Source organism: Furfurilactobacillus cerevisiae, from assembly GCF_048961765.1.
Taxonomy (GTDB): domain Bacteria; phylum Bacillota; class Bacilli; order Lactobacillales; family Lactobacillaceae; genus Furfurilactobacillus; species Furfurilactobacillus milii_A.
Genome location: NZ_CP185253.1, coordinates 2,071,608 through 2,094,198 on the forward strand (window position 1 = coordinate 2,071,608; position 22,591 = coordinate 2,094,198).

Genomic DNA, 22,591 nt, shown 5'->3' on the forward strand with positions numbered 1-22,591 from the left:
GCCGAAATTGCCCAAATTACAAGCCATAAAGGTCGTTTGAAAATGGTTACGGTAGATTGTAAAATTAATCCGAACGCTGTTCGGACAAAAAAGATCAGCTTCCTTTAAAATGGTGTTTACCACAAACCCATCTTTTAGGAGCTGATCTTTTGTCTAGTATAACCTATTCCGAACGAATTAAAATCGAAACCTTTTGTGAACTAGGGCTGTCCAATATCCAAATGGGCGTTCGGCTGAACCGATCACCGTCAACAATTTCTTATGAATTATCTCGATGTCAACCTTATCAGGCTGAATTAGCACAAACAGATGCCGAATACAAGCGATCACGATGTGGTCGGAAAACTAAGCTGAGCGATGAGTTAAAGCAAAAAATTCTCAACCATTTACGTCTAAGCTGGTCACCAGGAATGATTGCTCACGAATTTAAACTAGCTACTAAATCTATTTATAATTGGCTAAATCAGGAGAGAATTGATTTCTCCTTGAATGATCTACCTGAACATGGCGTACGCCAACGGCGTAACGTTGACCAACGATCCAAATATAATCAATCTTTGGGGCGATCAATTGAACAGCGTCCCATGATGATTAATCAACGTAATCGCATCGGCGATTTTGAACTAGATACAGTCGTTGGTCCTCGTGGGCATAGTAAGGCAGTTTTATTAACTTTAATCGATCGAAAATCACGGTTCCTTTGGGCATACCGGTTAAAAGATCGGACGACAGTGACTGTTAATGAAGCACTAACTAAGTTCCTAACCACTTTTAATGGTCCGGTGCACAGCTTTACTGTGGACCGTGGCACTGAGTTTAGTGGGCTAGTATCACTTGAATCACAATATGGTATTAAGACCTATTACTGCCATGCTTATACGCCAGCTGAACGTGGTAGTAATGAACGCTTTAATCGGAATTTACGTTATTTTTATCCTAAAGGGACTCGTTTTGAACACATTAGTGCTCAAGATTTAACGACGACGTTACTCCAAATTAACCAGCGACCGCTTAAAATACTCGACTGGCAAACACCGTATCAGGTTATGCTGACAAATTTGTCCAAAAATTCGGATTAAATTTGCAATCTACCTTACATTGAAGTTTTTTTGTTATTTTTATCAAATCCATAAAAAAGATGCTGATCAACACAGCATCACGTTAATTTCATTAAAATAACATTCTCAACAGGTGTCCACATTTCATCTTACTGCAACTGATGCGTCTGTCCTGCCTCATCACGCCAAGAGACCACATTAACATCCTGATTGGTCGCATCAGCTAGCGCATCACCAATTGCGTCCTCTTTTTCATTCATCAACGAGACAAGTTGATCTGCACTCACATTGCTATTAGTCAGAACCAATAATACGCCCTGCTCAACATCGTGAACCTCAAAATGAGCTTGAACGCTCGCACCATTTACTAAATCAACACTACCCTCATTCACAACGACTGTTGTCATTCATCAACTACCCCGTTTTCATTAAAATTGGCTTATCTCATTTTGGCTTGCGCGAATCGTGTGTGCCATTTGGATCGGCAAACTTAGTCCCAAATTCACGAATAAAGGCTAACACTTGTTTAGCCTGATCCTCCCCGAATTCATTAATCCAAACACTGAAGCGGTGAGTAACCCGTTCACTAATTTGCGATTCTGCCTTGCTACCCTTAGCAGTTAGGCTGAGATTCATTCGACGACGATCATGACTATCCGCAACTTGCTTAATCAAGTCCTTGGTTAATAAGGCACGAATTTGACGAGAAACTGCGCTCCGTGTGACATTCCGACGTGCTGCAATTTCCATCAACGTCAAGTTTTTCTCCCGCGAAACATCGTGCAAAATCAAATACTGTTCAAACGAAATTTGATACTCTGCCGCTGGTCGTGACACAAATTCATCTAAGTATTTTAAAAAGTGAATATAAACATCAATTGATTCGTTCAATAATTCTTCGTTGGCCATTTGCTTCTTCCTCCATTTACAAACGAGGCACCACCAAAAAAACGACTACCGTGGCCTGCATACTCATCTACTATTATATACATAAACGGTGTAGCTTCTAGGAAAAAGGCCTACGCCTTTGTGCAACCGTTTTAACCACATTAATTGCGTTAATAAATAAAATAGTGCACGATAAAATAAACGTCAGCTACGAAAATATAAATATACCTTTTAGGAGGTTTTCATGAATAAAATCGTCTCTTCTTTATTAGTCACGGCTATTTCAGCCACTGTATTGACTGGTTGTGCACCATCTGCAAAGCACTCGTCATCATCTCAACGTCAAACATCGAGTAAAAAAGTTTCTAGTGAATCAACACAAACAACTCGGGCAAATAAAAAAGCACCGGTAGCGACGTTTGCAAGCAATACGCTTACAGCCAGCACCGGTACTATTAAAATCACAGGCCAACGTCAAGTTGCCTCTGCATTTCCAAACCATCAGCAACTGCTCATCACTTACGAGTACTCAAATCAATCGACAAAACAGCAAGTGCCATCAGATTTATGGTCAAAATATTTCAAGGCCAGCCAGGATGGTAAAACCTTGGTTAGTGGTTCATTATCACTGTCGGGTCAAAATAGTGACAGCGACAATGATGACATCAACAATTCTGTGACGCCAGTTGATGCTGGCCAACACGTCACAGTGGCTGCCATGTATAAAATTTCGCCCTCAGCTGGTCCAGTCACATTGACCGTGCATGATGGTCAGAAAAATATCGGCACGACGACATTGACAATCAATGGAAACGAATAGATTAATTATGAAATCATCTACTGCCGCCACTGCTTAGGGCTCCACAATTGTCCTTCCATCGATCCATGTAGACTATCGATTTCATCGCGCTGCTCCTTGATTAAATCAATTGCTGCATCAACAGTCACCCGATTGTCGTCAGTTCGCAGTTTTGCTAATTCATCTAATACCCATTTTGCATCATGATCATTCATAAAGGGTCTTCCTCCTTAGGCGTGTTACGGGTAGTGTAGCATGTCATCCGGTGAAAGACCCTTTCTTTTGCTTGCCACTTTATGAACATCTGGTTCGAGTCGGTTCAAATCATCCCTTCAAGAAATTTTCATCCTCAAAGGCTGGGTTAGGATAGTGGTAAAATCCTTCTCCACTTGAGACACCAAGCTTTCCTTTATCAAGGTATTCCGTTTTCATCATTGTCGCCAACTGTTTGAAGTCTGGATCTCCAGTTGTTGCGACATAGTTCTGGATAATATTGTAAACCGTCTGAATACCGACCATATCTAGGATTGCAAACGGACCCATCGGTGAACCTGTGGCAATCATCCAAGTCCGATCAATTGTTTGCGGATCACCGACGCCCTTCAAATACAAAAGTTGTGCCGCATGTAAAAACGGCACCAAAATAGAATTCAAGATGTAACCAGGCTGTTCTTTTTTAACTTCAATTGCAATCATGCCAATATCTTTTGCAAACTGAACGATCGTCTGATAAATATTTGCATCAGTCCCCGCGTGTCCCATGATTTCGGCAGTATTGTTCTTCCAGATTTCATTAGCAAAGTGCAACGCAAGAAACTGTTTGGGACGCCCAGTTGCTTCTGAAAATTGACTTGGAATTAGTGTAGAGGAATTAGTGGCAAAAATTGTTTTGCTGGGTGCTACTTGGCTTAATTGTTGATAAAATTTTGTTTTTAAATCCAACAATTCAGGAATGGCTTCAATCACCAAGTCGCTGTTTTGAACGGCAGTTTTCAGATCCGTCGCATAGCTTATTCGAGCTGGAGTCTCTCGTGCAACTTTTTCCGCATCCTGAATTCTGCCAATAATGGCATCCGGTAATCCAGGCAACAAGTTAGCATTATAGTTTGTTCCCTTCACCAGGTTACTAAACTGACTTTGCGAACCCGCAATTTGACTAGCATAGATTTCAGCCAGTCCACCAATACGCGTCTTGGCTTTATCAATTACATCATCGTTGATGTCGTAAATAGTGACATCAAACCCCTTAAAGGCGACCTGAAACGCGATTTGACTCCCTAAAACACCGCTACCTGCAACAGTTACATGTTTAATTGCCATGATTATCTCCCTTTCCAAATCTTAGTTCGGTTTTAAACCCTTTCCGCCTTTACTATAAGATTTCATTAACATGAGCGATATTATTCGTCCTTAAAAAATGAACTAATTACACTGTTTTGATTACGATGAAAGAACGGTAACTTTTCCAACGAAAAAAGTAACTGCCAGTTTTCTTTCAACATAGCAGTTACCTTCGTATTTTAGTATTTTTTCAAAAATCACAAACCTGTCTCTCTAATTATTGTCATCAAAAATGGTGCGTTAGTTTTTGCTACACAGTTTAAAACATCGGGTGTCCGTTTGCACTATGGTTTGGAAACGGTTGTTTCACCGCCCAGTGTTCAACTAACTGACCATCGCGAACACGGAAGATATCAACTTCGGCCATTTCGGTCGCTGTCGGAGAATCCTGTCTAATAACATGCAAATACACAAGATCATCTCGGTCAGCTACACTGACAACCGTCCGTTTCGACTCGCGCAAACTCCCTTGAGGACCAAACAAAACTCGATAATAATGTGTAAATGCTTCCGCACCATCGGCAATGCTTGGATTATGTTGAATAAACTCTGGCGCCACATACTGTGTCACCGCAGAGACATCGTGACGGTTAAAGAAGGCATTCCAAAAAGCCAACACGATTTGGCAATTCGTAAACGGGCTCAAGTCAGGCGTTCCATCATCATTTAATAATTGAACACTACCAGCAAACCGTTGTGGTCCCTTTTCCGAATCAAACCGAACGCCAACTAATGTATGACGATTAAAGTCCATCGTTTCTGACATTGCGCCGCGTAATCCCAACCAATTCAAGTTGAATACGCCGTCAGCGAGCCGCGTGATTACAGCATCCACATCACGTTGTTGTAATGTTTCATCAACTGTAGATGCCCAGGATAAATGCGTTGCGTCTTCGATAACATCAATAAATTGACGTCCATCATCTTGTTTTACCAATATTTTTCGATTAAAAAGTTGCTTAGTCATCTAGCCCCACCCCCGTTTTATTAATCTTACGGATATTAAGTGTGTAGGTGACGACCGTCATGCAGTCCCAAAATGCCCAACAACACCATAATTACAATTGCGGTAATGGCAATGATTGCTAGTTCAACCTGAAACCCCATAAGCTCATCTCCTTAATTAATAGCTTCTTTCCATACCTCTATTCTAACCGATTCTGATTGTTTTGTAACCGCTTACAACTCGAATTGTTTTAAATCCCGTCTTTTACTAAATCATGGGCTGCTACCCAACAGACAATCATACTAATATAGAAACTTGAGGGTCTCACAAGGCTTTGATACTGCGATGAAGATCTTTGAATCACATGGTTCTTGAACTGATCAAGTAGTCCTTAATGACCATTCCCGATAATAGGTTATTCTGAGCGATAAATCCGTGGTACATGCTATAAAGATATCTTTAAAATAGTCATTGACAGCGCTTTCATTATTAGGTATATTGTTCTCGTAAGGTATTTAGTAATTACCTTCTAATCAATTCTCTTTCTCTCTTATGTGTCAAGGGCAGTTTAAAAATGTAGGTTTTCGGCAGAAAGAAATGTAGGTTTTCGGCAGTTACTTGAGGCCACGTAATCGGTAAGATTTACCAGTGATCTTCACTACGTGAACATGATGAACCAAGCGATCGAGAATGGCTGCTGTCACAGTTGGGTTCTGGAAAATATCAACCCAAGCGGATAGATCACTATTGCTGGTAATGATCGTTGAATGCTTTTCATAGCGGGCATTGACTAGCTGAAATAAGAGGTTAGCTTCTTGGTGACCAATTGGCAAATACCCAATTTCATCAATAATTAATAGGTCATAGCGCGAATAGCGGCTTAGAGATCGATCAAGCAGTCCTTTTTCGTAAGCTGCTCTCAATCTAATCAACAGCTCATGACAATTAATAAAGAGAACCCGACAGCCCTGTTTACAGGCCTCAATCCCAATACTAATTGCCAAGTGGGTTTTACCGACTCCCGGATTGCCAATAAAGATTAAGTTTTCAGACTTTTCCATAAAAGCCAGATTCTGGAATTCCAGAACCTCTTGGCGATTCATACTGGGTTGAAAGCTAAAATCAAATGTATCTAGGGATTTTGTATTGGGGAACCGAGCACGGCCAATGGCCCGTGCAATCTGACCTTCGTGTCGATTCTGGAGTTCCGAATTAGTTAAATCAATTAGCGCCTCAGTTAATGACAGATTATCAGTGTGAATTTGATCAAGGTAATTCGGCAAGTATTCACGGATTTTGTTTAACCCTAAGCGCTCAAGATTATTTAAAAGAATTTGATTATTAGTGGTCATGGTAGCCTCCTATAAGTTGTCGTAATCAGTCATATGTTCACGAATGTAAGCTGAAATGTCTTCATCTGTCCGCCCTTTAAGCAAATCAGATTTGAGGATATTGAACTGATCTTGGGGGTCATAATTCAGCGAATTGGTAGTTATGGAGTGCGTACGAATTTCTTCTCCGTTATAATAAATGTGAATGCGCTGCTCATCATTGGAGATTTCAACAGCAACCGTACAACCAATGTATCGCGGATCTACTGAGTACTTACATTTGCGGAAATTGATCATGGCCTCCTTCGAAACGACACGGGTAATGTTTTCTTCGAAGTATGGTTCAAGGAGATTAACTGGAACGCGATGAAGGTACTCTTTTTCTTCGTCTAACCATTTCAGGTACGGGACTTCGTCCGTGGCCTGCGAAGTTTCATGATTTAGATCATCTCGGAGCATATGAACTAGTTCGATTAGCTCAGTTCCATCAGCAAATTCAGTATTGTATGGCCGTAAACGTTCAACCGTGCGAGCAAGGGCTTCAACTGCACCTTTAGTTTGTGGTCTGAATGGTCGACAAGCAATTGGTGTGAAACCGGCATCTTTACAGAATTCGTGGAACCGTTCGTTAAAGACAGCGTGGCCAAACTGGGATTTTGTATGATCCACAACGGTTTTCATATTATCAAACCAGATTTCCGTCGGAATACCTCCGGTATGAAGGAAAGCGTCGTGTAAGCAAGAAAAGAGGGTATCTTGGCTCCGATCAAAGGTTAGTGTCATATATTTGAGTTTTGAATAAGGCAATACATACAAGAAAATATTGAATTTAAACAGCTCACCCTCGCTGCTCACTAGGGCCATTTCTTCTTTCCAGTCAACTTGAGCAGAGAGACCAGGGGAATGTTCAATCCGAATGGTAGCTTTCTTAACTCGTTCTCGGCGGGTTTGGCGACAATAATCTTTCACGAGGGTATAGCTGCCGGTAAAGCCCTTCTTCTGGATAAATTTAAAAATTGAAGCAGCCGAACAATTTAGTTCAAGCTTTGAATCGATGGTTTGCTTGAATGGATCCAGTAAACTTGGCCGTTTCGGTCGACCACTTGGTCGGCCCTTAAGTCCAGCTTTGACTTCCTCATAGGCTTTCTTAACGGTTCGATAATCAACATTATATTGCCGGGCAATCTCGGCGAAGTTAGGCTTAATATTTTCAGTCACGTAAATCGTCACTCCTTCTCTTAAATCACGTCTCACATCAAATTCCTCCTACACTCTGATGTGATTCATGATACAAAAAATGTAGGAAAACCAACAGTTCTAACCTGCCGTTTTCCTACATTTTACGGGTGCCTTTTACACTTATGCCGCCCACCGTCGCAAGATGGTGGTTTTTTTTTACTCTTTTTTCGTCAGCAAATAAGTTTCATGCGATAATGGACTAGCGTTGTTTTTACAGAAAGGAGTCATATATGATGGCAGAAGAACCAGCACCATTAAAAGAACCAGGCCATGAATCGTTAGACATGATTGAGGAAATCACCCGAAATGATGGCTCAAAGTACATGGAAATTGGCAACATGGTTCACAATGGGCGTGCAGAATTTGCAGCCGAGAAAAAGTTCATTAAAGAGGTCCGCATTCTAAAACTCAATATTCCTGAATCAGCAAACGTGATTAAATATGAAGATTACATTAATCATCATTTTCTCATGCAAGGTTGGGATATGGATCACTGGGAAGAATGGATTAAGACACCAGAAATGCAAGCTGTTGTCGATGCTATTCTCAGAGAAAACCAAGTCGGTTAACCAAAAAAAGGATGCCAAAAAAGGAACCGACGGGCATCGGTTCCTTTCAAGGGCCATTTAGGTTAGGAACACCAAATCAACGATGTACCGTTCCAAGGCGTCATTGGGGTGAACGTCCTTGGAAGAGGAAGTAAATAAATGGTAATTTAAAGTTATCACGTATTTTAAATTATGTCTATCCATATTTTAATGTTTTTATTAGAAAAATAACCAAATTGCCATTTATAAATGATGATTTGGTTATTTTTCTTTATAAACACGCAGGCATTGGAACATAACACTTCAGTTTGACTCTTAGTGAAATGGCAACAATCAACTCCCCTTCAATCGCAAAATTCGCGCAGATGAAAATTGTCGTAAACGCGAGCCATAGCGCTGTCTTTTGCCCATTTAACACAAAATAGACGTCCATGGGCATTTCCACCCATGAACGTCTATTTGTGTGACTTGAGAAAGCTTAAACGTGTTATATCTGCTTTCTTTTTATTTCTAGTATTTCTTGCTGAGCTTTGAAGCAGCTGCTTCGTCAATCACAACGATAACATTGTCGTGGTTTTGTAATGAGCTAGCAGGTAAATCAGGCGTAACAGGTCCCTCAATCATACCCTTCACTGCATCTGCTTTTTCTTCACCATAAGCTTCCAGCAAAATTTGTTTGTCCTTTAAGATTGAACCAATCCCCATAGAGTAAGCATACTTAGGAACCTCTTCTTCGTTATCGAAGAAACGTGCGTTGGCAGCAATAGTAGATTCTGTTAATTTAACCTGATGTGTTGTGGAATCAAATGGCGTACCTGGTTCGTTAAAACCAATGTGCCCATTACGGCCTAATCCCAGAATACCTAAGTCGATTGGGTTATCAGCAATTACCTTGTCGTAACGCTTCGTTTCAGCTTCAGCATCTTTGTTTAAACCATCTGGCAAATATGAGTTTGCAAATGGCTTCTTGTTAAAGAAGTGCTCGTGCATGAAGTAGTTGTAGCTTTGTGGATGATCAGGTCCAAGACCAACGTATTCATCCAAGTTTACAGAAGTCACATGACTAAAGTCCAAGTCTGAACTCGTAATTTCATCATATGTTGAAATTGGCGTACTACCAGTTGCCAACCCAAATACCTTAGCACCATTAGCTAATGCGTCCTTAAACACTTGAAAACCTTGCTTACCGCCTTCAGCGGCGTTCTTTACAACAATAACCTTCATGTCGAGTCTCCCTTTTTCTTATTGGTATAGTCCAATTATAACAGGTCTAGACAATTTTACAAGTCACCTAAGCTGTAAATCTGATTTTTGTTTGTCACTGCTTTCTTCATACAAGTAAAGACTGACCGTTTGGCCAATTCAGAGGGACTTGGTAAATAGAGTAGAATTCATGGCATGAGTTCATTTAGAACAAACGCTGTGAGCACTATCGCATGACAAATTTCTTGCTTAACGTAATAGCACCTGATTCCTACTTTGGGAATCAGGTGCTATTACGTTTAATGCTTGTTCTCAAAAGCAGAGATATGTTACAGCTTCTGTCCAAACTAAAAACAAACTATTTATTATTGAACCGTGACACTCTTAGCCAAATTCCGTGGTTTATCAACATCCAATCCCTTAAGCAAACTCGTGTAGTAGGAAATTAGCTGAGCCGGAATGATGGTTAATAATGGCGTTAACATCTCATCGACGTCTTCCAAAATAATATCATCATGTGGTTTAGCCAACGACTTCGTCACAATCGTCATGATGTGGGAACCCCGAGCGGCAGTTTCTGCCAAATTGCTACGTGTCAGTGAAGCCGTTCGTTCTTGGGTAATGATACCGATGACCGGCGTGCCGGACTCAATCAATGCAATTGGGCCATGTTTTAATTCACCGGCTGCGACCCCTTCGGAATGAATGTAGGTAATTTCCTTTAATTTCAACGAGGCTTCAAGTGAAACCGCATAGTCAATGCCACGCCCAATGTAAAAAGCATCACGTTGATCGACAAAATTATCCTTAGCAACAGCTTCAAACCGTTCTTTCTGATCAACTAAAGCTTGAATACCATTAGCGACCAGTCCCAGTTGGCGACGCAAGTCAAAATCGGCTGCGGCCACTTGTTGCGTTGCTTCTCCTAACGCCTTAGCAATAATAGCTTCTACAGCAATTTGAGCCGTATAAGCCTTGGTAGAAGCAACCGCAATTTCTGGACCCGCATTTAACAGCATTGTGTAAGTTGCTTCACGCGATAACGTTGAGTTTTGCACATTTGTGATTGTCAAACTGTGATAACCCTTTGCGTTTACCTCAGTTAACACTTCACGGGAATCAGCAGTTTCACCACTTTGACTCAGGAAAATAAAGAATGGATGTTTGGAGAGAATGGGTGAATTATAAGCAAACTCTGAGGACACGTGGGCTTCGGTCGGTACCGCTGCTAGCCGTTCAAACAAACGTTCACCGACTAGACCAGCGTGGTAGCTTGTTCCCGCAGCAACAATATACAACCGGTCAGCTGATTGTAGATCCGCCAACAGTTCGTCATCGATAGTCACTTGTCCGTCATCATTAAAGTACGTTTGTGCTAATTTACGCATGACAGTTGGTTGATCATCAATTTCTTTCAACATGTAATGTGGATAAGTTCCCTTATCGGCCTCACTGGCATCCATACTGACGTGGAATGGCAAACGGGTAATGTGGTGACCTTCCTCGTCTTCAATATCAACTTTTTCAGGCGTTAAGATCATGATTTCGCCGTCCTGCATCTCAATGAAATCATGCGTGTAGTTCAGCATTGCGATGGCATCTGAGCAAACGACATTAAAGCCATTGCCGACACCAACTAGCAATGGACTTTTGTTTTTAGCAACAAACAAAGTGTCCGGTTCTTCGCGATCCATCAGCAAGAAACCGTATGAAGAATCTCCCACCAAGTAAAGTACCTTGCGGAAGGCCTCTAAGGTGGTTAAGTTATCATGTTTGACGAAGTAGTCGATTAATTGAACAACGACCTCAGTATCTGTTTCACTCTTGAACGTTACATCTTGGAGATACTTGTCTCTTAATTCAATGTAGTTTTCGATGACGCCGTTGTGGACCAAGTAAAAACGCCCATCAGCGGATACTTGTGGATGCGCATTGGCAACGCTAGGTTGTCCATGCGTTGCCCACCGCGTATGCGCAATCCCCGTGGAACCGTGGACATCTTCACCGATTGCCTTAGCCAGATCAGCCACGCGGCCTTTTTCTTTAACTAAGTAATCTTTGCCATTTTGGTCGTTCACGTAAATTCCGGCTGAATCGTAGCCACGATATTCCAAACGACGGAGACCATTCATCAACATTTCAACCGCATTTTCGTTTCCTGTCACTCCAACAATTCCACACATAACGTTCATCCTTTTTAAATTGGTATAGACTATTATAATACCGTTTTCTTTTTTGAAAGCAGTATTATAATAACGCTTTTAAACACATCACGTCAACCTTTTGTCTTTAGTGGTCTATATGATTACTAAACCTTAATTTTCTCCAAATGGGAACATTTAGGCCAAATCTACTCAGCACGACTAATGACGGATCAGCGTGCCTAACAGATTCGTGTTTGACTACATTAATGTGATATTTCTAATCGCAAACAAAAAAGCCGTGCATCCAGAAATGGAAACACAGCTTAAATTTTCATGTTCAGTGACTAACCCATCAGCCCATAAAATAATCAGCCTTCAGTATGCGTTGCCACTATTCAATACCGACTTCTTGACGCACAACGTCAGCGATTTCATCGACATAACCGTCGACCACTTCCTGAGTCGGTGCCTCAGCCATCACCCGCAGCAATGGCTCCGTGCCGCTTGGACGAACCAACACGCGTCCATCACCATTCATTTCAGTTTCGACCTTTTTAATGATCGCCTGAATCTGGTCATTTTCCAAAGCTGCCTTTTTATCAGCAACTTTAACGTTAACCAACTTTTGAGGATATGTCGTTACTTCACTGGCCAGTTCAGACAACTTTTTACCAGTCGTTTGAACAATGTACATAAGTTGTAAAGCAGTTAACATGCCATCACCGGTTGTATTGAAGTCCAAGAAAACAACGTGTCCGGACTGTTCTCCACCGACGTTATAGCCATCCGCTAACATCTTTTCAACCACGTATCGGTCACCAACTTGCGTTTGTACGCTGTGCATCTCATTGCCTTCCAGAGCCTTATAAAGGCCAAGGTTACTCATCACAGTGGTAACCACCGTGTCTTTCTTAAGACGCCCATGTTCATGCATATATTTACCACAGATGAACATGATCTTATCACCATTAACGATGTCACCATTTTCATCTACAGCAATACAACGATCGCCGTCACCATCGAACGCAACACCCATAGTGGCGCCTTTTTCAACAACAAACTGTTGTAGTGCCTCAGGATGAGTAGAACCAACGCCATCGTTAATGTTCAACCCATTAGGATTCGTTGCCATCGTATCGAAATCAGTGTCTACATCTGCAAATAAACGTGACACCAACTTGCTGGTAGCACCGTTAGCCGCATCCACGGCAATGTGCAAACCATTTAGTTGATCAGGAATCGTTTGCTCTAAGAATTGCGTGTATTTGGCCGCGCCTTCTTGATAGTCTTCAACAGTTCCTAATCCTTCCGATGACGGACGCGGTAATTCATCTTTAGGCGCATCCAAAAGGGTTTCGATTTCTTCTTCCAAAGAATCAGATAGTTTAAAACCATCACCACCAAAGAACTTAATTCCGTTATCGGCAACTGGATTGTGAGACGCCGTAATCATGACACCAGCATCTGCCTGTTGTACCCGGACAAGATATGCTACGCCGGGAGTTGTAATAACACCGAGTTTAAGTACTTCAATTCCAACTGACAGAAGCCCTGCAATCAGTGCTTCTTCCAACATTTGACCCGAAATACGCGTATCATGCGCCACCAAAACCTGTGGTTGATGATCTTCATCGGCGTGCTCCGTTAACACGTACCCGCCGGCACGGCCAAGTCGGAATGCAAGTTCAGGACTCAAATTCTGATTTGCAATGCCTCGTACACCATCTGTTCCAAAATATTTCATTTGTTTCTTCCTCACTTCGTCGTTTGTCCCTAAAGACTTGTTTATTTGCTAACTAGTTGCTACTGGCAGCTGAACTACTGGACGCACTTGTGCTACTGCCCGTTTCGCTGCTACCCGCCGAGCTATTCGTATCACCACTACTAGAAGACGTTTCACTGCTACCAGCCGCTTCACTAGATGATTCATCAGAGGAACTTGTTGACGAATCGCCATGCTGAACCCCATTACTATCCGCGTTACTGGATGTCACTTTAATCGTGACATTGGCAGTCGTCTCAGAATAGCTTCTAATGCCACTGGCAGAAGGCGTTAAATTAACTTGTTGCTTGGTCGTTCCAATTGGCAGACCAGAAACATCTACGTTAGCTACTATACTACTCTTTAATTTGCTAATCGCACTCTTTGTGCCGTATGCAGTCAAACTATCAACGTCACCGGTAATCGAATAACTCTTACCATCCTCCGCATTCTTAGGCTCGTAATTAACCTTAACCTTCTTAGAACTTTCGTTGGATGTAATTGGCACGGTCACACTAGCCGTTGAAGGTGTCATCACCACGTTAACTGTATGGCCATTAGCATCTTGAGCCTCCAACTGAACAGTCGCTGTTAAGGTTGACGTACTATTCTTGGTCAAATTAATTGGCGCAACCACTTGGGCTACCTGTTCAACTTCAGACGTTGCACCGGTTACCGTAACGCTATTAACTGACGTTGTTGGCGTGCCAACCTGATAGCCACTTGCCAAACTATTGGCGTCATATTTCACGTGGACAGGCATTGTAATCGTCTCACGATGGGCAATCGTGACGTTAATTGTCTTCGGCTCAATTTGATAGGTTAATTCTTTGTTGAGTCCATCGGCCTTCAACGTCACCTTGTGTTTACCCATTGACAGCTTTGACAAGTCCGCATTAATGCTAAAGTTTTGCGTGTTCGTCGTTGCCGTGACTAATGCAGCCGGTCCTGTGATTTTAACTTTAACTCGCTCCGGATAACCTGTTACAAAGTATTTATTTGAATTGATATTTAGTTGCAATGGCATCGACACTGTTTTTGTTTTGGTCGACGTCAGTGAAGATACCCTGCTAGGATTGTCCTGACGGGCTAAACGGGTGTCGTTGCCTGTTGAACCGGTCACGTAAACAACTAAGAAAATGGCCAAAACTAACGCTGATAAACGGTAGAAGAGCGTGCTATTGAGAAAGCGATTAAACTTTTTCATTTATGGCCACCTCCCCTAAAAATTCGGTTAACAATGTCCAAGAACCAATTGTGACGTTCTGGCTCTGCCGGGATCAATTGTTTGCGAAGGTAATTTAAATAGTCTTCCTGAGTCAAATTACGCATCATTTCATTATTCCGCGTAAACATCACTTCGCCCGTTTCCTCAGAAACGACGATGGTCAACGCATCCGTTACCTCGCTAATCCCCACAGCAGCACGATGACGTGTTCCTAGTTCTTTAGGGATCAAATTACTATCTGATAACGGCAAATATGCGGTAGCAGATGCAATTCGATTATCCTTAATGATCACGGCGCCATCATGTAACGGTGTATTGGGGATGAAAATGTTGATCAACAGCTCACCGGTCACGTCCGCATCCAAATCAATCCCGGTTTCAATGTACTCTTCCAAACCAGTTTCCATTTGAATAGAAATTAGCGCCCCAATCCGGCGTTTACTCATGTATTGAATAGCCTTATCCAACGCATCGATTAACTTTTCTTCATCATCATGAGCCGTCCGGCCTCGTTGAATGAATGAGCCACGACCCAAACGCTCAAGGCCTTGCCGAATTTCTGGTTGAAAGATGATTACCAGGGCAATAACCCCCCAGTTAATGATCTGGTCCATGACCCAGGAAACTGTCTCTAAGCCCAGATACCAGCTAGCAATCTTAATAATGATAATCACAAGGATCCCGCGGAACAACATTACCGCCCGCGTGCCTCGTAATAGCATAATCAGCTCATAAATAACAAACCAAATCACTAGAATGTCGAGCAAACGTGCTGCCGCCGTCCAGGTGAGCCAGTTGCTGGGATTAAGTAACATAACACTCCTCCTAAAATCGCCAAATGTTGGCGTGCGATCTTCACATTACGCTTCAAATCGCTCATTTAAGTATAGCAGATTTACCATCGTGCAAACCAATCCACTAGCTTGTTGCCTCCGTTTGTAAATCTTCACCAAGCATCAGCACATTTTCCGAGTAATTAACGTATTGACGCAGGTTAGCTGCCATTACAGCATTGATCCGCCCAGCATCCAACAATTCTGTCACCGCTGAACGTTCCGCTGCGAGCGCACGTACCCGCAAGTCCCGTAAATTAGTCTCATACTGGAGCTGTCGAGCACTGCCATTTGTCACAGGATGACGCCGTTCAATCCGGTAGCGATAGTGGACAATCAGATGGTAAACACTTTGTCGTTGCTGTGCGTTTTTCTTGGCGTTATGGACTTTAAAGAAACGTGATAACCGGGCAATCGCTGCTTTGGCAGTTTCCGTTTCAACTAACTGACGCTGCTGGCGAAAGGTAACCATATCATTGCCGGTCATTAAAATTCGCAGCCGCCGTAAACCGTGTCGAATCAAACGCCTAGCTGTTCGCCAAGCGGGTAAAGCTTCACGTCGCTGATGGGCATCCACATTACGTAATCGCCACTTGATTTGGCGACGGTAATAACGAAAATTCCAAATATTGATTAAGCCAGCATCATGCAACTCTTGCAGTCGTTTCAATTCACCTTGCAGAGCAATTCGACGAATATCAACTTCAAAATCGATCATTATTTTCACGTCTTCGGAAGGCTGCGTTCGCATCTGTAACCGCCGAATAATAAATTGATAATCGAGAATCAAGTCATACGCAGCCCGTTGATTTTCAGGACGTCGCAGTGACTCCAGCACTCTGACTGCCGTTTTAGAAAGGTACGTTTTGGCTTCATCTACCGACATTAACGGCACCGTTTCGCCATCATCAGCCTCTTCTTGCGCAGTCATTTCTTCCAAGGTGTCAACCTGACTACCTCGAGTCAACAGCATGGCCCCACGCCGACTGATCAATGGCAATGTCACTGCCGCGATGACCAAACTCAGCACAATAACACCAGCAGCGACAAACAAAATTAATGACCGTTCTGGAAATGCATCCCCGTTACTAATGGTCGCCGGAATCGTTAACACACCCGCCAGCGTAATTGCACCACGAACACCTGTTAAACCAGAAACAATCGCCGTTTTAACCGTAACTGGTTCCGTATTCTTATGCTCAATGCGCCAGTTTTTGCTTAAACGACTCAATGTACCATAAACATAAATCCAAACAGCCCGCAGAATAAAAAGAATGAGCCAAATCACAACGACATAGCCGATTGCGCGCCACGTTCCTGTTGCCGGATCAGCAATTGTTGCCTTCGTTGCGCTAGGCAACTCATCCCCAAGAATAATGAACACAATCCCGTTTAGCACGTACACCACAATATCCCATGTCCGCTCAATCAAAAGCCGTTGTTCCGGTAAATCCTCAACAATTCGGTTTTCTGAAACATGGGCTAAAACGCCAGCCGTAACAACGGCAATAACGCCGGAAGCATGAATCGCCTCTGCGCCGAGGTAGATCACGAAAGGACCCACTAGTTGTAACACTGTGTTAAACACTGGATCATTGATTCCCGAGCGTCTCAACACCTCCCGCAACATTTGCAATCCTGTCATCACGACAAAACCAACCACAAAACCGGCAATACTGGTGTAAAGGAAGTCGCCAGCAGCAGACCAGAGTGAAAAGGTTCCAGTCACGGCCGCTGCTAACGCATATTTAAATCCAATCAAACCGCTGGCATCATTAATCAAACTTTCGCCACTGACCAGATGAATAATTGCGGACGGTAAACTCACCTGCTCGGCGATGGATGTCACCGCCACTGGATCCGTCGGTGACAAAATGGCGGCCAACGCAAATCCCACGGATAATGGCAAGCTAGGAATGAGTATGTGAAATAACCAGCCGCCTAGTAGCGTGGTTAGGAACACAAGTAAAACTGCGTTTGCCAAGATTGGCCCTCGTAATGTCCACAACTCACTTTTTGGAAAACGCCGCCCGTCATTAAATAGTAGTGGCGCGATAAATAATAGTAAGAACCAATCAGTTTCGAGTGGAATCGTAATGTGAAAAATAACGGACCATAATAATCCCAAGGTCACTTGAATCAAGCTGACCGGAATGGCCTCCAAGTAGTGTCCCAGTATGTTTGACAGCAGCACTAGCAGGACAAGAATGATCACCGCTTCAATAATGTTCAAGTTGTTGTCTCCCTTCCTGTGGCCACGTATTGGCACCACGCTCAACATGCATCTACTTCTATCATACAAAAAAATTGACGCATGACCAATCAGATTGGCCTGCGTCAGCAGATAAAATAATGTTATTTAAAGATTGAAAACTCACCTTTGTTTAATTAACTGTTTCAATAAGCCAGCAAGTACGTTAATGCGCTCAGCAAACATTTAGTTGTCACCAATGATCCTAACTTCTGTTTCAAGATGTACACCGAACTTGGCATAGACTGTTTCTTGAACATGGTGAATAACTGCTAGGTAATCCGTAGCCGTCGCTTCACCAACATTCACAATAAAGCCAGCATGCTTGGTTGAAACTTGTGCACCACCAGATGTATAGCCGCGTAGTTCACTGTCCGTAATCAATTTGCCAGCAAAGTAACCCTCTGGTCGTTTGAACACGGAACCGCAGGAAGGCAATTCCAGTGGCTGTTTGGCGGCCCGCCGTGCATTCAAATCGTCCATTTTTGCACGAATTGTAGTTGCTTCGCCTGGCACTAAGGTAAAGCTAGCGCCGACAACAATATCGCCGGTCGTTTGAACCAGACTGTGTCGATAACCAAACGCCATCTCTTCGGCAGGATACGTCACAAACTCACCAGCACGTGTCAGCACATCAACAGAACTGACAATGTCCTTGACTTCCCCACCATATGCACCGGCGTTCATGAACACTGCCCCACCAACACTGCCGGGAATGCCAGCTGCAAACTCAAAACCAGTCAGGTGATGTTGGTAAGCAACCTCAGTCGCATCAATTAACGCCGCACCAGCATCAGCAGTGACCGTGTTGCCCGTCACAGTAATCGTCTTCATTTGGGTCAGAATAAGTACCAACCCACGAATGCCACCATCACGAACAATCAAGTTACTAGCATTGCCGATGACCGTTACTGGCATCTCGTGAAGTCTGGCAAAATCGACAAACTTGGCCACTTCAGCGCGTGACTCAGGAAACGCGAGCCAGTCTGCTGGACCGCCCGTTTTCGTATTTGTGTAATTTCCCAATGGTTCGTTTTGCATCACCTTGCTGGACGCAAAAACAGTTTTTAAATCAACCTGTTGCATGATGTCACCCATTTACTTTCTTCATTAATTAACCGTTTCGGTTTCACTTCGCAATAAAGTGGCTTGTTGCCACAATTAGCTGGTGCCCGTAAACCTCGTCCTATTTTACCACGATTTGAGTTCAAACCAGTTTCCCTTATTAAAGACTTCATTTTTATGGCTGTGGTAAAATCAACTTGTTAAACTACATAGCGCGACCACCGGTGGACAACGCCGCTCACACAAAATTCTTGGAGGATAGCATCATGAAATTTGTATCATGGAATGTTAACGGATTACGAGCAGTTTTAAAAAAGGGCTTTGAACAAACGGCGACGGATTTAGATGCCGATGCTATTTGTATTCAAGAAACCAAGATGCACGAGGGGCAAGCGACGGTCAACCTCCCCGGCTACCATCAGTACTGGAATTATGCCGATCGTCCAGGTTACTCAGGCACGGCCATCTTTACCAAACATGAACCGGTGAACGTCACCTACGGCATTGGCGTCGATGAATACGATCACGAAGGTCGCGTGATCACATTGGAATACCAAACGTACTACTTACTCACGAGTTACACACCTAACTCTGGTCAAGAGCTTAAGCGGTTAGACTACCGTGACGGATGGGACACAGCTTTTTCCGCTTATGTAAATGAATTAGCGGCTAAGAAACCCGTCATTTTCTGCGGTGATTTAAACGTCGCTCATGAAGAAATCGACCTCAAGAATCCTAAGACAAACCATCAGCATGCCGGCTTTACAGACACTGAACGTGATAATTTCACGGCTTTACTAGGCACTGGTTTTACAGATAGTTTCCGGCACTTCTACCCTGACCTAACCGGCCAGTATTCATGGTGGAGTTACCGCTTTAACGCTCGTAAAAACAACGCAGGGTGGCGAATTGACTACTTTGTCGTATCAACGCCTTTGATGGCTAAAGTCACCGATGCAAAAATCCTTAATGATGTGCTTGGCTCTGATCACTGTCCGGTTGCTTTAGAAACAGAAGCGTTGGACTGATTTCAGTTCGTTAATCAGTCCCCCTGACTTAACCCGTTAACAGATTTCTTTACATTTAAACGTGAAGGCCTTAGACTGACATAATAAATTTAAGTTTAACGTTACCTAACGATTAAGGAGGCTTAGCGTCGTGAATTTTGTCGCAATGGATTTTGAAACTGCTAGTGCCCAACGCCACAGTGCGTGCTCATTGGCACTGACCATCGTCAGACAAAACAAGGTCGTCGATGAATTTTATACGCTGATTAAACCCGACACAGAATTCTCTTGGCGCAATACGCAGATTCATGGCATCCATGCGAGTGATGTCGCGGACGCGCCAACCTTCCCAGAAATCTGGCCGCACATTAATCAGTTTTATACAAACAACCAACTTGTCGTGGCTCACAATGCCCCATTTGATAATGGCGTATTAAAAAGCACGTTAGCTCATTATGATCTGGCACCAGTTCACTACTTGACCTTAGACACGGTCAAAACAAGCCGTCGCTTTTTCCCAGAATTTCCAAACCACAAGCTTAATACTGTCAGCGAACGGCTCCACGTTAATTTGGAACACCATCACAATGCGCTAGATGATAGTTTAGCTTGCGCCAACATTTTAATCTACCAAGATCAACAGTTTGGTGCTTCAGCAATCAAGCCATTTGTAAAATTACAATAACTTGTCTTGATTTTTGTTTAAATGAGCTTAACCTACCATAGACAATAAAAATCGTTTCGCCAACAGATGTAAAATCTGTAGCGAAACGATTTTTATTTGGGCTTTTTACATAACTAATACTAACAACGTGTCGATTAACTAGCAGAAGCCACTTACTCTCAGTGACGTTCACACATGACTACGCCTGATGCCCATGATGAACAGTTAACGTCATTTCCTGAGCAGGCACCTCATCCCCGACAGCATTCACAACAGAATCAAAATGAGTGACCTTAAACCCTAAATTACGATATAGCCGTTTGGCATACGTATTCTCCAACTGCACCGTTAAAACAATATTCGTCAGTGAACTGGCCGTCTTCGCCCAATAGAGCATCTCTTCCATAAGGGCCGACCCCAGCCCCTCATTCCAATACGACTTCAAAATGGCTACTCCGATTTCGCCAACTGTTTCATTTTTAGCAATGATACTGGCAACACCAATTAACTGACCGCCATAATCCGCTACCATCAGATGGTTTTGTGGTGAACTGATCATCACCCGTAATTGAGCGGCTTCCTCTTCAACAGACAAATGTGCCAAAGCAGGATCAGCAGTGAATGTGGTAGATTCTTTTTTTAAATCTTCCAATAAGGTTAGCAGGTCTGCTGCATCATTTTCAGTAACAGGCCGAATATCTACAGTTGGTTCACTCATCGTATTGTGCCTCCAATTTATCAGTCATTTTTTGATAGTGTTCACCTTGTGGGTCAAACATTAGGGTGCGTCGATCGATATTACTTTCATCACGGTGTAAATGAATCGTTAACCGTTCAGCTGGCAACTCGCCTTTAACAAACTGTGACCACTCAACAACACTGACACCTTGTCCGTTAAAATATTCATCGAGGCCCAAATCATCACCACCGCCATTTTCCAGTCGGTATACATCCATGTGATACAGTGGCAAACGGCCTTCTTTGTACTCACGAATGATGGTAAACGTAGGGCTTTTAACATACCTGTGAATGCCTAAACCGGCCGCCAAACCCTTAGTCAGGGTCGTCTTGCCAGCACCAAGATCGCCATCCAATAAAATAACATCGCCCGCAGACACCAGCTCTGCAAGATGTCGCCCAATAGCCTGTGTTTCTTCGTCAGTCTTCGTGGTGATTGAAAACATGTGTGATTCACTCCTCAAACGTACTTAACGCGTCATTCTTTGAATAAAAATCGCCATCCCAAAACAAGTGGAATCGCGATTAATTGTGACATTATCTAACTACTTAACGGATTGTGCAGCGGTGATGATAGCAACCTTATAAACATCTTCTTCATTACAGCCACGAGAAAGATCAGATACTGGTTTGTTCAAGCCTTGTAAGATTGGACCGATTGCTTCAAAACCACCAAAGCGTTGGGCAATCTTGTAGCCAATATTACCAGATTGTAATTCAGGAAAGACAAACACATTTGCGTGACCAGCAACTTTTGAGCCAGGTGCTTTGGCCGCGCCGACCGTTGGTACAAATGCAGCGTCGAATTGTAATTCACCATCCAATGCCAAATCAGGCGCCTGTTCGTTGGCTAGCTTAGTAGCCTCTTGAACCTTAGTCACCATGTCGCCCTTAGCAGAGCCCTTGGTTGAAAAGCTCAACATAGCAACCTTTGGATCGATATCAAAAACCTTCGCCGTGTGGGCCGATTCAATAGCAACTTCAGCCATGCCAGCGGCGTCTAATTCGATGTTAATGGCACAATCGGCAAAGACATAACGTTCGTCACCCTTTTGCATCACAAACGCACCAGAGATTCGTTTGACACCTGGCTTAGTTTTGATAATTTGAAGTGCTGGGCGAACCGTATCACCAGTTGGGTGAACAGCACCGGAAACCATCCCGTCAGCCTGGTCCATGTAAACCAGCATCGTACCGAAGTAGTTAACATCCTTTAACCAATCTGCCAACTGTTCACGCGTGTTCTTACCAGCACGACGCTCAGCGAGGGCATCAAGCATGTCCTTCTTCTTATCCTCAGGATATGTTTCTGGGTCAATCAATAATACGCCACTGGCATCCAAATTGTTGTCAGCTGCAGTCTTTTCAATATCGGCCTCGTGTCCCAAAATAATTGGCTTTACCAAGCCATCCTTGGCCAACCGAATCGCAGCACCCAAGATCCGCGGATCCTGACCTTCTGGAAAGACAATGGTTTTGTCTTGACCACCAATTTTATCCTTTAAACTATCAAATAAATCCATGCGTGATTCCTCCAATAATTTAG

General features: G+C 43.2%; 22 protein-coding genes. 5 read left to right on the top strand and 17 right to left on the bottom strand.

Annotated elements, in window-relative coordinates; genetic code table 11:
- Nucleotides 1–149: 149 nt before the first annotated feature.
- A complete protein-coding gene (locus ABUE36_RS10115; protein ID WP_421016461.1) occupies nucleotides 150–1,079 on the top strand; it encodes an IS30-like element ISLpl1 family transposase in 930 nt (309 codons plus the stop codon).
- Nucleotides 1,080–1,207: 128 nt separating this feature from the next.
- On the opposite strand, the gene ABUE36_RS10120 is transcribed toward ABUE36_RS10115, so the two are convergent.
- On the bottom strand, nucleotides 1,208–1,465 hold the full coding sequence (locus ABUE36_RS10120; protein ID WP_421016674.1) for a hypothetical protein: 258 nt from the start codon (nucleotides 1,463–1,465) through the stop codon (nucleotides 1,208–1,210).
- Nucleotides 1,466–1,502: 37 nt separating this feature from the next.
- The gene (locus tag ABUE36_RS10125) at nucleotides 1,503–1,967 is read right to left on the bottom strand and encodes a MarR family winged helix-turn-helix transcriptional regulator (RefSeq protein WP_161001673.1); all 465 of its coding nucleotides are present in this window, start codon (nucleotides 1,965–1,967) and stop codon (nucleotides 1,503–1,505) included.
- Between the two features lie 223 nt (nucleotides 1,968–2,190).
- Between ABUE36_RS10125 and ABUE36_RS10130 the strand changes: the two genes are divergently transcribed.
- Nucleotides 2,191–2,766, top strand: coding sequence for a DUF5067 domain-containing protein (locus ABUE36_RS10130; RefSeq protein WP_421016675.1), 576 nt, complete (start codon nucleotides 2,191–2,193; stop codon nucleotides 2,764–2,766).
- A 17-nt stretch (nucleotides 2,767–2,783) separates the two neighbouring features.
- Here the strand turns inward: ABUE36_RS10130 and ABUE36_RS10135 are convergent, their stop codons facing one another.
- The 5 genes from ABUE36_RS10135 to istA form a co-directional block, all read right to left on the bottom strand.
- Nucleotides 2,784–2,960 (bottom strand): hypothetical protein, encoded by a 177-nt coding sequence (locus tag ABUE36_RS10135; RefSeq protein WP_162855636.1) that lies wholly within the window; start codon nucleotides 2,958–2,960, stop codon nucleotides 2,784–2,786.
- A 109-nt stretch (nucleotides 2,961–3,069) separates the two neighbouring features.
- Nucleotides 3,070–4,065 carry a 3-hydroxyacyl-CoA dehydrogenase gene (locus ABUE36_RS10140; protein ID WP_421016676.1) on the bottom strand — a complete coding sequence of 332 codons (996 nt, stop codon included), beginning with the start codon at nucleotides 4,063–4,065 and terminating at the stop codon, nucleotides 3,070–3,072.
- A 280-nt stretch (nucleotides 4,066–4,345) separates the two neighbouring features.
- A complete protein-coding gene (locus ABUE36_RS10145; protein WP_161001670.1) occupies nucleotides 4,346–5,053 on the bottom strand; it encodes a nuclear transport factor 2 family protein in 708 nt (235 codons plus the stop codon).
- A gap of 593 nt (nucleotides 5,054–5,646) precedes the next feature.
- On the bottom strand, nucleotides 5,647–6,384 hold the full coding sequence (gene istB, locus ABUE36_RS10150) for an IS21-like element helper ATPase IstB (protein ID WP_014386885.1): 738 nt from the start codon (nucleotides 6,382–6,384) through the stop codon (nucleotides 5,647–5,649).
- 9 nt (nucleotides 6,385–6,393) lie between these two features.
- Nucleotides 6,394–7,617 (bottom strand): IS21 family transposase, encoded by a 1,224-nt coding sequence (gene istA / locus ABUE36_RS10155; protein WP_003555353.1) that lies wholly within the window; start codon nucleotides 7,615–7,617, stop codon nucleotides 6,394–6,396.
- Nucleotides 7,618–7,835: 218 nt separating this feature from the next.
- Here istA and ABUE36_RS10160 point away from each other — a divergent pair, with 218 nt between their 5' ends.
- A complete protein-coding gene (locus tag ABUE36_RS10160) occupies nucleotides 7,836–8,171 on the top strand; it encodes a hypothetical protein (protein ID WP_161001685.1) in 336 nt (111 codons plus the stop codon).
- A 489-nt stretch (nucleotides 8,172–8,660) separates the two neighbouring features.
- Here ABUE36_RS10160 and nagB read toward each other — a convergent pair whose 3' ends face one another.
- The 7 genes from nagB to murB form a co-directional block, all read right to left on the bottom strand.
- The gene (nagB, locus tag ABUE36_RS10165; RefSeq protein ID WP_161004220.1) at nucleotides 8,661–9,374 is read right to left on the bottom strand and encodes a glucosamine-6-phosphate deaminase; all 714 of its coding nucleotides are present in this window, start codon (nucleotides 9,372–9,374) and stop codon (nucleotides 8,661–8,663) included.
- A 344-nt stretch (nucleotides 9,375–9,718) separates the two neighbouring features.
- Nucleotides 9,719–11,536, bottom strand: coding sequence for a glutamine--fructose-6-phosphate transaminase (isomerizing) (gene glmS / locus ABUE36_RS10170; protein WP_161001668.1), 1,818 nt, complete (start codon nucleotides 11,534–11,536; stop codon nucleotides 9,719–9,721).
- A gap of 352 nt (nucleotides 11,537–11,888) precedes the next feature.
- Nucleotides 11,889–13,241, bottom strand: coding sequence for a phosphoglucosamine mutase (gene glmM / locus ABUE36_RS10175; protein ID WP_161001667.1), 1,353 nt, complete (start codon nucleotides 13,239–13,241; stop codon nucleotides 11,889–11,891).
- A gap of 52 nt (nucleotides 13,242–13,293) precedes the next feature.
- The gene (locus ABUE36_RS10180; protein WP_421016677.1) at nucleotides 13,294–14,466 is read right to left on the bottom strand and encodes a YbbR-like domain-containing protein; all 1,173 of its coding nucleotides are present in this window, start codon (nucleotides 14,464–14,466) and stop codon (nucleotides 13,294–13,296) included.
- Nucleotides 14,463–15,302 carry a diadenylate cyclase CdaA gene (gene cdaA, locus ABUE36_RS10185; RefSeq protein WP_017262237.1) on the bottom strand — a complete coding sequence of 280 codons (840 nt, stop codon included), beginning with the start codon at nucleotides 15,300–15,302 and terminating at the stop codon, nucleotides 14,463–14,465. The genes ABUE36_RS10180 and cdaA overlap by 4 nt, the downstream gene beginning before the upstream one ends.
- A 103-nt stretch (nucleotides 15,303–15,405) precedes the next feature.
- The gene (locus tag ABUE36_RS10190) at nucleotides 15,406–17,553 is read right to left on the bottom strand and encodes a cation:proton antiporter (protein ID WP_421016678.1); all 2,148 of its coding nucleotides are present in this window, start codon (nucleotides 17,551–17,553) and stop codon (nucleotides 15,406–15,408) included.
- 204 nt (nucleotides 17,554–17,757) lie between these two features.
- Complete coding sequence (murB, locus tag ABUE36_RS10195; RefSeq protein ID WP_161001663.1) at nucleotides 17,758–18,669, bottom strand: UDP-N-acetylmuramate dehydrogenase; 912 nt, start codon at nucleotides 18,667–18,669, stop codon at nucleotides 17,758–17,760.
- Between the two features lie 233 nt (nucleotides 18,670–18,902).
- On the opposite strand from murB, the gene ABUE36_RS10200 reads away from it, so the two are divergent.
- Nucleotides 18,903–19,664, top strand: coding sequence for an exodeoxyribonuclease III (locus tag ABUE36_RS10200; RefSeq protein ID WP_161001662.1), 762 nt, complete (start codon nucleotides 18,903–18,905; stop codon nucleotides 19,662–19,664).
- A gap of 130 nt (nucleotides 19,665–19,794) precedes the next feature.
- Entirely contained in the window at nucleotides 19,795–20,328 is a 534-nt protein-coding gene (locus ABUE36_RS10205; RefSeq protein ID WP_017262233.1) for a 3'-5' exonuclease, read from the top strand.
- A 178-nt stretch (nucleotides 20,329–20,506) separates the two neighbouring features.
- On the opposite strand, the gene ABUE36_RS10210 is transcribed toward ABUE36_RS10205, so the two are convergent.
- From ABUE36_RS10210 to pta, 3 genes are all read right to left on the bottom strand, one after another.
- Nucleotides 20,507–21,025 (bottom strand): GNAT family N-acetyltransferase, encoded by a 519-nt coding sequence (locus ABUE36_RS10210; protein WP_421016679.1) that lies wholly within the window; start codon nucleotides 21,023–21,025, stop codon nucleotides 20,507–20,509.
- On the bottom strand, nucleotides 21,018–21,491 hold the full coding sequence (gene tsaE / locus ABUE36_RS10215; protein ID WP_161001660.1) for a tRNA (adenosine(37)-N6)-threonylcarbamoyltransferase complex ATPase subunit type 1 TsaE: 474 nt from the start codon (nucleotides 21,489–21,491) through the stop codon (nucleotides 21,018–21,020). Before tsaE ends, ABUE36_RS10210 begins: the two co-directional genes overlap by 8 nt.
- Before the next feature lie 99 nt (nucleotides 21,492–21,590).
- Nucleotides 21,591–22,568, bottom strand: a complete 978-nt coding sequence (gene pta, locus ABUE36_RS10220) for a phosphate acetyltransferase (RefSeq protein ID WP_161004212.1) — start codon at nucleotides 22,566–22,568, stop codon at nucleotides 21,591–21,593.
- Nucleotides 22,569–22,591: the final 23 nt, after the last annotated feature.